General features: G+C 42.5%; 15 protein-coding genes and 4 tRNA genes. 6 read left to right on the top strand and 13 right to left on the bottom strand.

What is annotated here, in order from left to right:
• The first annotated feature begins 68 nt into the window (after positions 1-68).
• Together ACP7AK_RS08375 and ACP7AK_RS08370 are read left to right on the top strand one after the other, a co-directional pair.
• The gene (locus tag ACP7AK_RS08375; RefSeq protein WP_253102442.1) at positions 69-782 is read left to right on the top strand and encodes a DUF3108 domain-containing protein; all 714 of its coding nucleotides are present in this window, start codon (positions 69-71) and stop codon (positions 780-782) included.
• Positions 783-870: 88 nt separating this feature from the next.
• A complete protein-coding gene (locus ACP7AK_RS08370; RefSeq protein WP_005094083.1) occupies positions 871-1,446 on the top strand; it encodes a xanthine phosphoribosyltransferase in 576 nt (191 codons plus the stop codon).
• Positions 1,447-1,757: 311 nt separating this feature from the next.
• On the opposite strand, the gene ACP7AK_RS08365 is transcribed toward ACP7AK_RS08370, so the two are convergent.
• From ACP7AK_RS08365 to ACP7AK_RS08355, 3 genes are all read right to left on the bottom strand, one after another.
• Positions 1,758-2,432 carry a hypothetical protein gene (locus tag ACP7AK_RS08365; RefSeq protein ID WP_425879551.1) on the bottom strand — a complete coding sequence of 225 codons (675 nt, stop codon included), beginning with the start codon at positions 2,430-2,432 and terminating at the stop codon, positions 1,758-1,760.
• An 84-nt stretch (positions 2,433-2,516) separates the two neighbouring features.
• On the bottom strand, positions 2,517-3,722 hold the full coding sequence (locus tag ACP7AK_RS08360) for a CsgG/HfaB family protein (RefSeq protein ID WP_425879517.1): 1,206 nt from the start codon (positions 3,720-3,722) through the stop codon (positions 2,517-2,519).
• Complete coding sequence (locus ACP7AK_RS08355; RefSeq protein ID WP_314107482.1) at positions 3,716-4,093, bottom strand: hypothetical protein; 378 nt, start codon at positions 4,091-4,093, stop codon at positions 3,716-3,718. The genes ACP7AK_RS08360 and ACP7AK_RS08355 overlap by 7 nt, the downstream gene beginning before the upstream one ends.
• 847 nt (positions 4,094-4,940) lie before the next feature.
• Between ACP7AK_RS08355 and ACP7AK_RS08350 the strand changes: the two genes are divergently transcribed.
• Positions 4,941-5,393, top strand: a complete 453-nt coding sequence (locus ACP7AK_RS08350) for a hypothetical protein (RefSeq protein WP_171488360.1) — start codon at positions 4,941-4,943, stop codon at positions 5,391-5,393.
• A 47-nt stretch (positions 5,394-5,440) separates the two neighbouring features.
• Here ACP7AK_RS08350 and wrbA read toward each other — a convergent pair whose 3' ends face one another.
• Positions 5,441-6,037, bottom strand: coding sequence for an NAD(P)H:quinone oxidoreductase (gene wrbA / locus ACP7AK_RS08345; RefSeq protein WP_425879548.1), 597 nt, complete (start codon positions 6,035-6,037; stop codon positions 5,441-5,443).
• 113 nt (positions 6,038-6,150) lie between these two features.
• On the opposite strand from wrbA, the gene ACP7AK_RS08340 reads away from it, so the two are divergent.
• A complete protein-coding gene (locus ACP7AK_RS08340; RefSeq protein ID WP_004645086.1) occupies positions 6,151-7,398 on the top strand; it encodes a YihY family inner membrane protein in 1,248 nt (415 codons plus the stop codon).
• Positions 7,399-7,426: 28 nt separating this feature from the next.
• On the opposite strand, the gene yddG is transcribed toward ACP7AK_RS08340, so the two are convergent.
• Together yddG and ACP7AK_RS08330 are read right to left on the bottom strand one after the other, a co-directional pair.
• Positions 7,427-8,314: an aromatic amino acid DMT transporter YddG gene (gene yddG, locus ACP7AK_RS08335; RefSeq protein ID WP_425879515.1), complete on the bottom strand. Its 888-nt coding sequence runs from the start codon at positions 8,312-8,314 to the stop codon at positions 7,427-7,429.
• Positions 8,311-9,249 carry a DMT family transporter gene (locus ACP7AK_RS08330; RefSeq protein WP_425879513.1) on the bottom strand — a complete coding sequence of 313 codons (939 nt, stop codon included), beginning with the start codon at positions 9,247-9,249 and terminating at the stop codon, positions 8,311-8,313. Before ACP7AK_RS08330 ends, yddG begins: the two co-directional genes overlap by 4 nt.
• A 104-nt stretch (positions 9,250-9,353) precedes the next feature.
• On the opposite strand from ACP7AK_RS08330, the gene ACP7AK_RS08325 reads away from it, so the two are divergent.
• Positions 9,354-10,175: an AraC family transcriptional regulator gene (locus tag ACP7AK_RS08325; RefSeq protein ID WP_005108619.1), complete on the top strand. Its 822-nt coding sequence runs from the start codon at positions 9,354-9,356 to the stop codon at positions 10,173-10,175.
• A 52-nt stretch (positions 10,176-10,227) separates the two neighbouring features.
• Here the strand turns inward: ACP7AK_RS08325 and ACP7AK_RS08320 are convergent, their stop codons facing one another.
• Positions 10,228-10,869: a fumarylacetoacetate hydrolase family protein gene (locus tag ACP7AK_RS08320; RefSeq protein WP_005108618.1), complete on the bottom strand. Its 642-nt coding sequence runs from the start codon at positions 10,867-10,869 to the stop codon at positions 10,228-10,230.
• 37 nt (positions 10,870-10,906) lie between these two features.
• On the bottom strand, positions 10,907-11,404 hold the full coding sequence (locus ACP7AK_RS08315; RefSeq protein WP_191111874.1) for a YcxB family protein: 498 nt from the start codon (positions 11,402-11,404) through the stop codon (positions 10,907-10,909).
• Between the two features lie 158 nt (positions 11,405-11,562).
• Between ACP7AK_RS08315 and ACP7AK_RS08310 the strand changes: the two genes are divergently transcribed.
• A complete protein-coding gene (locus tag ACP7AK_RS08310; protein ID WP_425879510.1) occupies positions 11,563-12,861 on the top strand; it encodes an SRPBCC family protein in 1,299 nt (432 codons plus the stop codon).
• A gap of 105 nt (positions 12,862-12,966) precedes the next feature.
• Here the strand turns inward: ACP7AK_RS08310 and ACP7AK_RS08305 are convergent.
• The 5 genes from ACP7AK_RS08305 to ACP7AK_RS08285 form a co-directional block, all read right to left on the bottom strand.
• A tRNA-Arg gene (locus ACP7AK_RS08305) sits at positions 12,967-13,043 on the bottom strand.
• 287 nt (positions 13,044-13,330) lie between these two features.
• Positions 13,331-13,936: a dihydrofolate reductase family protein gene (locus tag ACP7AK_RS08300; protein ID WP_191111872.1), complete on the bottom strand. Its 606-nt coding sequence runs from the start codon at positions 13,934-13,936 to the stop codon at positions 13,331-13,333.
• Between the two features lie 118 nt (positions 13,937-14,054).
• Positions 14,055-14,131, bottom strand: a tRNA-Arg gene (locus tag ACP7AK_RS08295).
• Positions 14,132-14,179: 48 nt separating this feature from the next.
• Positions 14,180-14,256 (bottom strand) — tRNA-Arg (locus ACP7AK_RS08290).
• Positions 14,257-14,272: 16 nt separating this feature from the next.
• A tRNA-Ser gene (locus ACP7AK_RS08285) sits at positions 14,273-14,362 on the bottom strand.
• Positions 14,363-14,384 lie beyond the last annotated feature (22 nt).

Here is a 14,384-nt window from a genome sequence, read left to right as displayed (position 1 = left end):
TGCCCAAATAATAAAGGGTGCAATAAGTGATATGTTTTGCCCGTTGAACCAATATAGGAAAATAACTGATGGCGAAGACTGTATTCAAAACTTTAGTGATGACCACGGGTCTGAGCAGCGCGATACTGTTCACTGGTATTTCTAGCCAAGCTTTTGCCATGACTCCTTTCCAGGCCAGTTATCAATTTAGCTATAATGGCAAGAATATGGGTTCTGCAACGCGGACTTTAAGCAAATCAGGCAATAACTGGACTTATGTCTTTGCTGCAAAAGCCGGAGGTATTGCCTCTGCAACCGAAACCAGCCGCTTTACTTTTAATAATGGCAAGATCGGCTCAAGCAGTTTCAGTCGCAGCAGTAAAGTGCTGGTGCATAACAACACCATGAGTATTAATTTTAATCCTTCCAGCAAAAGCATCAGTACCAAGAAAGACGATGAAAAACGCTCTTTTGCCTGGAGAGCAGATGTTCTGGATGAGTTGAATGCGGAATTGCAGATCCGTGAAGACTTAAAAAATTCAGGCCTGAAAGCAAATTACTATATCGCTGATGCTAAAGAAGTTGAAGGCCGTAAGTTTATCAAACAGGGTTCAGAGACTATAAGCACCAAATACGGATCCTTTAATACCATTAAAGTGGTGATGAAACACAGCAAACCAGGTCGTGAAACCATTTTCTGGCTGGCACCAAAACTTGACTATCTTCCAGTCAAAGTTTCGCATGTCGACAAGAAAACCTCCTATGGTTTACTGTTAACTGACTATAAAGGTGCAAGCAACTAAGTTTTTGGCGAATTTCACTTGATTTTTTCCGGGTGCTTTTTACAATACGCTTTTGCTTGAAAAAGCACCTGCTCTTGAGGATTCTCCCGTGCATGCACTAGAACAGAAAATCTTGGCTGAAGGCATCGTCCTCTCTGAAGAAGTTTTGAAAGTAGACTCTTTCTTAAACCATCAGATTGATCCAGTCATGATGCAACTGATTGGTCAAGAATTTGCGCGTCTGTTTAAGGATGCTGGTATTACCAAAATTATTACGATTGAAGCATCAGGTATTGCACCTGCCGTAATGGCCGGCCTAGAGCTTGGCGTACCTGTAATCTTTGCACGTAAATACCAGTCTCTCACCCTGAAAGATGATTTATATCGTTCTAAAGTCTTTTCATTTACCAAACAGACTGAAAGCACAATCGCGATTTCAAATAAACACATCAGCTCAACCGATAAGGTTTTAGTGATCGATGATTTTCTGGCTAATGGTCAAGCGGCTTTAGGTCTTGCAGACCTGATCCACCAGGCAAATGCAGAAGTAGTCGGTATTGGCATTGTGATTGAAAAATCATTCCAGCCAGGTCGTGACTTGCTTCTTGAAAAAGGCTATCGTGTGGAATCACTGGCACGTGTGAAGTCTTTGGCAAATGGCACAGTTGAATTTGTTCGCGACTAAGCTCGCCAATGAATTTTAAAAGAGCGCTGATGCGCTCTTTTTTTATTGCGTTTTTCTGATGATATAAATTTAAAATATCCCGAACTCGACTATAGCTCAGCCTAAGTTCTTATTTATTCTTTCAGATTTGATCCTAGATAAATGGCTTACTTTTAAGCTCCAAGCTATTCAACTTCTAGAATAGAGAGTGTCAAATAATAAGTACTTTTTTATCCGATGAATAAACAACAATTTATATGGATGTTATTATAAAATAAAGAGGCCTAACTATCTGCCAATAGTTAGACCTGTGTTTCCTTCAAAAAAAGAGTTTATTTAACAGTCACAGTGATACTACCGCTATTCACAGCACCGATAGCGGTAGTTGTGATGCTATTGTTAATAGCAGTTTGAGTTCCTTCTGAAATAGCACTTACAGATGCATCAATAGCACCCGCATTATAAGCAATGTTCGCTACACTATAATTGCTTAAAGTTTCATTGATTTCCTCACTATAGTCAGTACTCAGTGTTGAACTTATAACTTCCGAGATATCTGAACTATCCGAAACCTCTGATAGCTCCTCTAGAGTTTCAGAATTATTAGTTGCACTCGTTACTGCACTGTAGTCGTAGTTACTCGTTTCATCTGATATGTCTGATACCACCTTATTGTAGCTACCCTGTTCAATGCTGATACTACCGGTATTCGCGGCACCAATCGCAGTAGTTTCAATACTACCTTCAATTGAACTAATGGCCTCTGGTGCTTCTCTTGTAGCTTCTGCAATTGCTTCTAGATCGACGCTTGCATCAACATTACCTGTATTTACTGCAAGATTCAAAGCAGAACCATTTTCAACCTGCTGAGAAATAGAATCCAGGGTAGCTATTAAACCTGTATCTACGGTGACGTCAGTAAGTGTTTCATCTCCTTGGGCGTATGCCATACCTGTACCAGACAGAAAGGCGACGGATAAAGCGATTGTTTTGATCGTGTTTTTCATCATTGTTCTTCCTACTTTTGTTTTGAAGTACCTCTCGCTAAGTACTCCTTCTTATAATGGGAGCGAGCCCATTTTTAAATATTTTTAATCACGCTGCGTGCTAGACCAGTAATTTTCGACCACCTCAGGATTGGCCTCCCATAGCGTTGTAGTTTTTTCATCTTCTTGTTCTTTATCAGCCTTTTCTTGAGTATCTTTTTCTTCATTTTTCTCATTTGAAGAAGGTTGACGCTGCTTCTTGCTGATATATTTAATCAAGTCCTGTTTACTCATTTCAGGCTCTGCTTCAGGGTTTTGAATCATCTCGGACTCTTTCTGTTTAGGCGGTTTTGTATCTTTGCTCGGGGAGTTGGTTGACTTATTTTTTTCATTGGATGAGTCTGCCTGGCTTGAGACTGACTCCTGAACAACACTGCTTGAAGCTGTACTATTTTGTTGCTGGTTTTTCTTGTATTTATGCAGAGCGACAGAACTTCGGGTTAAGTTCAATTGACCAAACTCTGGCGGTATCTGCGCACGGCAACTTTCAAATACGGCGGGTGGGACAACCTGACTCAGCAATTCAAAAGTGGCCAGATTCAACATTTGCCGCAAGGCAAAGTTAGTTGCCTCTCGTTCTCCTTTTCCAATCTGAATATTTAAGAGTGTACGACCAGCGAATCTGCCTGCACTTAAGCCATAATCCTGTGCAGCAATTTGCTTCTGCAATGAAACATTGCCCACGACTTTACTGCTGCGGGTATCAGTCAAAGATAAATCCAGACCGACCATAATCCGGGTTTGACTATAATTCGGACCGACACCAGCGATCTGCATGTCAAAACCACCACCCGGAATAAAATCCAGACTGTTAATACTGCCTGTCACATAATAATCAGAAGCCTGGATTTGTCTTGGATCACGAATGCCCCACTTGGCTTCGCTTTCGATAATCCGGGGATCACGCCGGTTCATTAAGCTTACCCCCGCCTGAAACAAGGCAGATTGCACCATATCTCCCGCACCTTGGGTCACCATTTTTCCGCTACCACCATTGGTAACTACATCCTTACCGGTTTGATCCAGAATTGCCCCCACGGAGAAACTCAAATCACTACGTAATTGTCCTTTTAGGCAGGATAAAGCCATATCAAAAGGGGTAAAAATATCGGTAATTGGGGGGCCTTGTACCAGGCTAACTGGCTTCTTGTTTGAGGGCGCTAAACCCGTGCAGCCTGTTAAAAAAGAGCTGAAAAGGACAGTGGCACTCACGAAAGATATATGTCTTTTGGTCGAGGAGAAATTCAACATTGTGATTCTCCTGGTCTGTTACTTAAATTAAGACAGCGCTGAGGATTTTGGTTGGTATTTGAATTGACTGGTGCTTCATTCAGCAATTCACTCGTAATATCAATATTGTTGTCTGCACCCTCTACATTGATATTGTTGGTCGGGGTATTTACCGTCCCGATGGAAGTGGTTGAGGTGCTATGAACGGTGGTTTTACCTAATCCGGAATAATAGTCTGACTCCTTGAGTTCGATCAGATTGGCTTGAACTAGATTCTCATTGGAACGGGCACTGGATGATTTCCAACGCTGAGTCCACTCATCAGAGGTGGCATAAGCGTTACTCAGAAAACATAAACCTAATAAACCCAGATTGATAACTAATATTCTCATAATCTTAATATCCTCTGACTTAAGATATTTATTTAATTTTTCATTTAAGTAAGATTAAATTTATCTGAAAAATATTAAATCACATAAAATTATAAAATGTAAAACTTATCCCTATTCACTTATTTTTTTTGTTTTATTTAAAAATATAAATTATTGTTTTTATTAAATTAATATATATTTGTTTATTATTTGTGATTTGTAAGAAATCATTATATAAATTTTTTTTGAATATAAAATTCATCCAAAAAACTTGATTAAGATAATATATTTTTTATATTATCAATAATCAAAAATTTATCTAATAAAGATTAGAATTATTATACTTTTTATATTTTAAAAGTCGTAAATTTTTATTTTATTAGAACTTCTATTTAATAAGGATAAATGTCACGATTTATTTAAAATATAATTAATCAATTACAATGAAGGTGACTTATAAAGAAACGCCAATATTCAGATGTATTTTGGCTGAAAACTTGAATAGACCTGATAAGAACTCGTTTACATATTTTTCGACTTCCCTTCCTTTTTCATTTCGAATCCAGAAATGGCCTACCTAAGATCGCAATATTTAGACTGATGAGAGAAGAACATTTCTGATGATCTTGAGATTTGCCATTTCCTCAATGACAGGTTAAGAATTGCGTTAATCAACCAAGAAGGCATATATTTACAGCTGAAATACAATGTTTTAGCGTGAACTCAACTAGAATCAAGTGAGTATGCAATGTTTCTGATTTGCGAATTCAAAACTTATCTAGTGTGTTGTTGTATGTTATGAATACGTGCTGATCAGGGCACACATCCTATTCCCGACAAACCTAAAACAAGCACATCTCAATCCTTGATGGAACAATCTATGCAATGTCCTAAATGTGGCTCAGCTGATATCGAACAGCGCGATCATGAACAGAATTTAAAGAAAATTGGCGGCATTCTCATGAGTTCAGCGGGTGCAACTGCAGGGACTGTGGGTGGCGCTGCTTCAGGTGCATCGATTGGCGCTGCAATTGGTACAGTAGCCGGACCTTTAGGTGTGATTGTCGGCGGAACCGTAGGCACTTTTGTCGGTGCAATCAGTGTCGGGATTACCGGCGGTGTGGTCGGTAATTTTCTGGGGAAAAAAGCCGGGGTTTCTGTCGACCGTAATCTGTTTCAGGATTATCAATGTCTGAAATGCAAATACAGATTTAGTCAAAAAGATCAAAAAGATCAAAAAGATCAAAAAGATCAAAAAGATCAAAAAGATCAAAAAGATCAAAAAGATCAAAAAGATCAAAAAGATCAAAAAGAAGCCTAATAAAATTCAGGAAATGAAGTTCATTCTTCATTTCCTGTGAGTGCTTGTCAGACTCGATTGAGTTTCAGTATCACTTCACCTAAACGCTTGCCTTGTACTTCACACAGAATTTTTTCATCCTGACTCAGGCCCTGATCATGCCGTGGGCCGCTGACATGACTAGCGCCATAAGGCGTACCACCAGTTTTGGTATTCGAGAGTGCCGGTGTTGCGTTACTAAGCCCCATGATCATCATGCCATGATGGAACAACGGCGGCAGCATGGTCAGCAAAGTACTTTCCTGTCCGCCATGCATGGAACCTGATGCCGTAAACACGCAAGCCGGTTTACCGTGTAGCGCTCCATTCAGCCACAGACTCGTGGTCTGATCCCAAAAATATTTCATTTCAGAGGCCATATTGCCAAAACGGGTCGGTGAACCAAGCGCCAGGCCGGCACATTGCGCCAGATCGTCCAGAGTACAGTAAATATCCCCTTCCGCCGGAATACTCGGTTCAGCGACTTTTACCATGCTGGATATATTTGGAACTGTCCTGATTTTTACTGCCACGCCTGCCGCTTCAATTCCATTGGCAATCAGATGCGCCATTTCTTTGGTTGAGCCATATTTGCTGTAATATAAAACAAGGACATAAGGTTGCATCATGGTTCTTATTCATTACTTAAAAAAATAAAACTATACGATACTTTGCAAGTTTTTTGGTTAAGCTGATGGTGAAAATTCATGATGATTAAAAAAATTGAGATTGGATGCAGATGATTGTTAAGTATTTAAAGAAATTACCTTTCTATGAAAAACACTGGTTTCAATTTGTTTTATTTGTACTTCGACGCTTTGAAGCAGACCGCTGTCGCGAACAGGCAGGTTCCCTGACCTACACTACCCTGTTTGCGGTGGTGCCGATGCTGACGGTTTTTCTGGTAATTATCTCTTCCATTAAAGCGCTGGAACCTGCGCGGCAGCAATTGCAACAACTGATCTATAGTAATTTTTTACCCAAAACTACAATTGCCTTTGATAAGGCCCTGAATGCCTTTACCGATAAATCCAGCAATCTCACCATCATTGGTATTCTGTTCTTGTTTGTGACGACAGTATTGATGCTCAGCAGTATCGAAACGGTGTTTAACCGCATTTGGCGCGTGACTGAAACGCGGGGCGGAATTATGGGCTTTATGCGTTACTGGACCATCATTTCGCTCGGGCCGATTTTACTCGGCAGTGCATTTGTGATTTCTTCGACCGTGGCATCCATGAGCATTCTCAGCAATAACTTTGCCGGTTATGAGCTTGATGGCGCTTTTGTCCTATGGGCGATTTCCTTTTCTTTGACTGTACTCGGATTTTTCATTTTGAACTGGACCATCCCGAATCGCAGTGTACCGCTTAAATCTGCCTTTATTGCCGGTCTATTTAGTGCCGTGGTGTTTGAGCTGCTGAAAAATCTGTTTGGCTATATCATGTCAAACTTTACCAGCTATGAGATCGTCTATGGTGCCTTCGCCGCCGTGCCGATTTTCCTGCTCTGGATTTATCTGTCGTGGATTATTGTGTTATTGGGGGTTGAAATCAGCTATGCCCTGACGGCGTTTGAATCTGGGCAGGACAATAAACGCCATCCCATCGTCATGCTGCTGGATCTGTTAGAATTATTTTATAAAAAGCAAAAAACCGGTGAAAGCATCAGTGAAGCACAAGCGCTTGAAGTGCTGGGCCGGGATGAAATTGGACGCTGGCCGAGCTATGTCGCCATGTTTGAAAAGCAGAATTTGATCAAACGTACCGATGAAAATGAATATGTGCTGGTTCGTGATCTGGATCAGGTCAGCTTCTGGAATTTTTATCTGCAATTACCCTATCCACTGCCACGCAAAAACCATCTCACCAATGCCCAGACTGATGACATCTGGATGCAAAATTTCTCACCTAGATTACAGGAAACCGATCAATATCTGGAAGAAAAACTCAATTTTCCATTGTCCGAACTGTTCCGACATAAATAAAAAAATCCTCTCGCTTGAGAGGATTTTTTTAACTGATAGCGGTAGATTTCCAGCAGACTATAGCGCCTGCAGTCACCAAACCCGTCCCGATCCAAAAACTGAGTTCGGGTCTGACATCCAGAATCAGCATTGACATGACCGAAGAAAGAATCGGCATAAAATAGGTGGCTAAAATCAGCACCTTGATATTGCCGAACTGCATACTCTGATTCCAGTTACTATAGGCGATGCCAATCAGACTACCCACCACTGCAATTCCCAACCATAGCTTGAATGTGGGCATGATAAAAGGTTCGTTTAATCCTAAATGTAAGAACCATAAGCTAATTACAGCGACCAAAAAGAAAATCGGTACACCATTTTGTCCGCGGCCATAGGTCCTAGTTAGAACGCAGTAGCAAGGCCACAACAAAGCGCCGAGAAAGGCAAAGCCATAGGCCCAAGGATTTTCAGCTAAAGCCTGCATAAACTTCGGCAGATTAGTGATTTCTGGATTGACCACCAGCATCAGTCCCATCACAGCGAGCAGAAAGCCTGGAATCACCCAGAGGCGGGCCTGCAACTGTCGGGCAAAAATCGAAAAAACAATCATCAAGGGTGGCCACAGATAATTGATCATGGCAATCAGCATCACCTGTTCACGATTATCCGACCATGCCACAGCAACCAGAAATAGAATCTCATAAGCCACAAATAAAGCGCCACAACCGAGCAGATAACGCTTGGACATTTGCATGATTTTTGGAAAGCCGGTGAACGCAAAAATCGCCAGACTGCTAAAACTATAAATTAAAGCAATCCCCTGCACTGCACTGGTGGATTCAGTAATCAGTTTCACTACGGCGACCAGACTGGCGCAGATCAGAATAGAAGACAGACCAATCCAGGTCGCTAAATTTACAGACCAGATTTTCATGCTTGCTCTTGAATGCTTTTATTGATATTCGGTTTTTTCAGCCATCCCTGCAAACTCACTAGAATCACACCCAGCATGACCATACAGGTGCCGATAATAAAATTGATTTCGATATGTTCATCCAGAATCAGTATGCCGAACAGCATGCCGAATACAGGGGTCAAAAAGGAAAATACCCCTAGACGCGATGCCAGATAATGCTTCAGCATCCAGAACCAGATCAGATAACTGGCAAAGGAAATCAGCACGGTATGAAAAACCAGACTGGAAATAGACAACACCGTCCATTGAATGGCTGCTTGTCCAGTCAGAACAGCCAGAGGCAATAACAGCATTCCACCTATCAATAATTGATAGAACAAAGTCTGGGTTGCAGGTGCTTCAGCCAGCCGGCTCAGACGTACACTGACTGTGGTGGCTGCCCAGAATACGCCGCCAAGCAAAGCCAGAAAATCTCCCCACAAGGCATCAGTTTGTAAAGTTGATTCTGTCTGTGGACGTAACAGAAAGCTGACTACAATTCCGCTAAAGGCAAGAAATATTCCGCCCCATTGCACAGAAGACAAACGCTCTGCCGGCAATTTCCAGTGTAAACCCAAAGCCACAAAAATCGGCGCGGTATAAAGTAAAACAATCGTATGCGAGGCTGAGGTATAACGCAGTGCCTCACCAATCAGATAGAATTCGGTTGCAAACAACACACCGACTAGTAATCCTGCAGGTAAATAGCGTGCATTCCAGAGTTGACGGCGCACGCTCTGCTGAATCAGGGGATAAACCATCAGCGCAGACAAGGCTGAACGCAAGGCAATTTGCATCAGGGCTGAAATATCATTCGCGGCCCACTTCAGTACCACCTGTTGTAAACCCCACAACATACACAATACAAACATGATGGCAGATGCTTTGGCATCTAATGCCTGACGCTGGCTCACATACGGTCCTGTTGCTCATTTGGAAGGTACACTATAAAAGTGTCAGAAATAAAAGATATACTTCAAAACAGACAAATGATGGTGTTATTCAGGCAATTTCGGTGATGCATAAAAAAATCCAAGCAGATTCAGCTTCGCTCAAGCAACTTCCGACCCATGATCTGATTAAAGCACCTCTGTGGATCAGTTTCAGGGAAGATCCTGCGCAATCTGTTTATCCGCTACATGGCCATGCCTGGGGAGAATTTGTCTATGCTTTTCATGGCGTGATGGAAGTGAATATTAATCATATAAATTATGTGACGCCTTCACCTCACGGCATCTGGCTCCCACCGAATTTAGAGCATCGTGGTCTGAACCGTACCGCAGTTTCTCATGGCACTCTGTATGTGCATGAATCACTTTGTAGCCAACTGCCCACTCAACCGGGCATCCTGCTCAGCGCCCCCTTGGTCACTGCTTTATTTACCCACCTGAAACAACTACATCAGCAAGATCATCCGGGATTCGAGAATTCAGCTGAATATCAGCGTCTGCTACAGGTGCTGCTTGATCAGCTCCAGCAAGCCCAACTGGTCAGCAGTTATCTACCGCATTCAGAACATGCATTGCTGAAACAGATTTTAGATTATTTACATCAGCATCCGGCAGATCAGAGCTCGCTGCAGCAACTGGCCGAACGCGTCAATTTAACCGAGCGGACGCTAGCCCGATACAGCCAGAAAGAATTGGGAATGTCACTACATGAATGGCGGCAACGCCTGAAAGTGATGCAGGCCATGTCTTTATTAAATGCAGCGCATAGTGTCGAGAGCATTGCCTTTGATCTGGGCTATGCCAATGCCTCGGCATTTATCAGCATGTTTAAACGCTGGATGGGAAGCACCCCAGATCAGTTTCGCAAGCGTTATACTGTTAATGAATAAAATGATGCATATGAAAAAGGAGCCCATTGGCTCCTTTAATTTAAAATCTTGGTTATTTCACAAAAGTCGTCCAGACATAATCCTGAGACTGCCCCTTCAGCGTCATTTTCAGTTGATCGCCTGAATGCAATGCCGCAACGCCTGCCGGGGTACCGGTCATCACCACATCGCCTTCTTCCAAAGTAAAGACCTGACTGATGTCAGCCAGCAAGGTCGCAATATCAAATATCAATAAAGCGGTATCACCTTTTTGACGTAGCTCATCATTGACTTGCAGTGTGTAATGCACATCTTTCCAGTCAGTGACTACATCGGCGACAGGTACCCAATCCGACAACAGACAAGAGCCATCAAAGGCTTTGGCACGTTCCCAAGGCTGGCCTTTTTTCTTGAGATCATCCTGTAAATCACGCAAAGTTAAGTCCAGACCTAAAGTCACCGCACCCACAGCTTCAAGTGCTTTCACAGGATCGCTTTCTTTGCTTAAAGTCCGGTCAATACGCAAACTCAGTTCACATTCATAATGGCAATTGCCCCATTCCGGATTCCACTCAATGCCTGCTTCGAGCGAACTTAAGGCACTCGGTGGCTTGATAAACAATACCGGACGATCAGGGATCGCATTGCCGAGTTCTTTGGCATGATCGGCATAACTGCGACCCACACAAACGATTTTGGATGGACGTGTGCTCATGATCAAAACTTCCCTTTTCCTTTTATAGATATCTGAATTATTTTTTAAATGTATGCTCGAACATACTCTGTTCAGTGCCGTCCTTAAATGCACGCTTCGGCACAATAACCACGGTACGGTTTTTCAATTCCAGCATATAAGTCAGTTTACCAACAGCAAAATTCTGCACTTCGCTATATGGCACCAGCTTGCTACGATCATTGGTAAAAATTTCCGCATAGTCCTGATACAAATCAATACCCTGTTCGCTTTTACCAAACTGATATTTAACAAACTGGCGTTTAAACATCATCGGCAGGAACCAGTAACGCATGATGCCTTGCAGTATCAGGAAGAATGCACCCAAAGCCACGTAATAACGTCCAACGCCATCAAAGCCCATCGAGAAACCCCAGACGATGATCCCGATACTGACCAGAGGCGTCAGAAAACGTGAAATCTGCTTTTTACCAAACGTTGCCAGGGCAAAACCATCCTGAGATTCTTCTAAAGTCAGAAAATAACGGGTCGATAAAGTCGGTGCTGACTCAGTCATAGCATCACATCAAAAATAAAATCTTGCCCAATACTATACCAAAATATCCATAGCGCTTATGGCCTGTCGCATCAATTACATAACTTTGCTTTGGAAATACGTGCATTTGGTTTTAAATAAACAGCAATTAAAACAAAAAATACGCAACAGGATGTTGAATGAAAGAATTAAAGCAATGCATGCTCATCGGTGTTTGTTTGGCAGTTTCTGTCCCAGCACTGGCCAAGATTATTCCCTGGAATGCCGAAATACCAAGCAGTCTGAGTGCTTATCAAGGCAATGCCCAGCAACTGGCAGAATTAACCGGCGAGCGGATTCTGATTTATGCGCATCCAACCAGTAAAACCCAGCTTCCCACCTTAAACAGTAATGCAGCCAGCAAGACACAGTTTTATAGTGCGGCTGTGGTATTACCGGTAGCTGAAGCTCAGGTCGAAAAATTGCTGCGCCATTATCCGAATTATGTCGGCCTGTTTCCGACCTTAAAGTCGGCCAAAGTGCTGGAGCAGCAGGGTTCGATTCAGCAGGTTAAATATCAGGTTCATATCCCGACCCCGATTCCAGTCTTGAACTTTAAAGAAACCGTAGTGATGCAGCATCATCTGGGTGAAAACAGCATCAGCACCTTAATTATTGATGCGCCAATTCCCTATGGTGCGGGAAAACTGGAATGGTTTGCACTGGGTCCGCATAAAACGCTGGTGACTGTCACCCAATGGGGCGACCTGAATCAGCCCAAAGGCTTTTTATTCAGTAAAATCCTGAATGCGCTGCCTGAAGCCAAACTCGGCATTCCGCCGAGTACCAATGCATTTCTACTGGAAGCACTACAACAGCGCTTTGAAACCGATCATACAGCGGCACTAGCAACTCCAATTCCGCAGATGAGATTCAACCCTCAACAGCTACAAAAAATTGCCCAGATCAGCCAAAAATCTGGCCAACCAGTCAGTTTCATTTTGCCGAACTATCAGATTAAAGAAGGAAAAGCCTCAGAAAATTTAAGATTTAGCAGCACCTATCAATATTTTGCGCATCCGGTCGAAAAATTGCGGCCGTGGTTGGCTGCTGAAGCAACCCAGCAACTTTTCCCCCGGCAGATCAAGAAAGTCGAACTCAATTCGGTCAATACTCAGAATATAGATGCCAACTATAAGGTGTCGGTGGGTTTGGGTGTGATTCAAATTCCATTTAATTTCAAGATGCGTTTTTACCAGCCTGATTCCCTGCAAAACCAGTTTAATGCCAATGGTGGCGACTTGAAGTTTGTAAAAGGTGGCATGCGCTTATTGCCGCAGTCACAAGGTACCTTATTTCAAATTACCAGCAGCATGAAAATTCACGATCAGGCGTCGTTCTTATTAAGAGCCATGCGTAGCATGCCCTATCATGATATTTTACCAGCAGTGGGTGGTAATACCGTTTATGCACTGAAAGTGCAGCAGAAATTAAGATGAGCAGGAAGCAGAGAGTTATTGGTTTTTTATATGAAAAATAGTTAAAAATCACAGACGTAAAAAAACCGCATCAACGTGCGGTTTTTTCAGAATTCTTATCAAGATTGGTGCGCTCAGAGAGATTCGAACTCCCGACCCCTTAGTTCGTAGCCAAGTGCTCTATCCAGCTGAGCTATGAGCGCGACGTCTTGATGGGGTGCATTATACGAGCTTTTTCAGTCTTGTTAAGTGTTTTTTAATAAAATCACAACTGAATGTACAGTAATTAAACGATGTATCAAAATTTATAGTTTTCTGCTGAAAATTTCTGCGGATTTAGAGCTAAAAACACTTAATTAATTCAATCAAGAGGCTTGTATTTTCCAAAAATTCCATCACTACGCAATGGGTCAGCCTTAAGTATTCTTAACCAGGTATTCAGCCAGAATAGAATTCAAATATAAAACGACCATCATCCTTGTACACTTTATCACTCGCCTATTGTTCCAGTCTTTACTTCTCCTGCCCTTTGATAATGCGTAAACACAATACCATTTGAGCTGGCCAGATGATCTATCAATTGAAAAGCGGCGGGTATTGATTCATGGCTAAACAGGCCTTTGCCAACACCGAGTATAATTGGAAAAGTCAGCAGACGAAGTTCGTCCACAAGCTCATATTTGAAAAGTGTCTGTACCACTGCAGCACTACCATACACGCGAATATCCCCCTCTCCCGATGCTTTAAGATTGATTATCTCATCAATGCTTTTCAGAAAAAGGGTATTTTGCCAGTCGGAATGCTCCAGACTAGTAGAAAGAATATATTTATTGACGTCATTGATTCCCGGCCAGTCTTCAGTATGTGTGGGCCAGTAAGATTCAAAAATCTGAAAAGTATGTTTCCCTAAAAGAATATCGGAGGGCTGCATCCATTTTTGCATAATGACATCAAATGCCGGATCAGGTTCCGCATTAAAATACGGCGCCACCCAGCCACCATATTGAAAGCCACCAGATATATCTTCTTCTGGGCCGCCGGGCCCCTGCATCACGCCATCGAGGGTCAAAAACTCCTGGACAATGATTTTTCTCATCACGACTGCCTTTATTTTTATTCACTCGCCTGAGACTTATTTTTAGCATGTAATGTCTGGTGTTTCTGTAAATTTTAGACACAAAAAAACCGCAACATGTGCGGTTAATTGTTCAAGTTGGTGCGCTCAGAGAGATTCGAACTCCCGACCCCTTAGTTCGTAGCCAAGTGCTCTATCCAGCTGAGCTATGAGCGCGTAACTTGTGTGCCTAGGTTGGCAATACGTTTTTTTGCTTAACTTACTTGGTGCGCTCAGAGAGATTCGAACTCCCGACCCCTTAGTTCGTAGCCAAGTGCTCTATCCAGCTGAGCTATGAGCGCGCGACATAAGTAAGCGTGGCGGTGAGAGAGGGATTCGAACCCTCGATACAGTTACCCGTATGCGTCCTTAGCAGGGACGTGGTTTCAGCCACTCACCCATCTCACCGTAACGTGCGGCCATAATACAA

This window comes from Acinetobacter sp. TWP2-2-3 (assembly GCF_049896445.1).
Classification (GTDB): Bacteria; Pseudomonadota; Gammaproteobacteria; order Pseudomonadales; family Moraxellaceae; genus Acinetobacter.
Note: the sequence above shows the minus strand (reverse complement) of the source record. Positions and strands in the feature narration are given on the sequence as shown.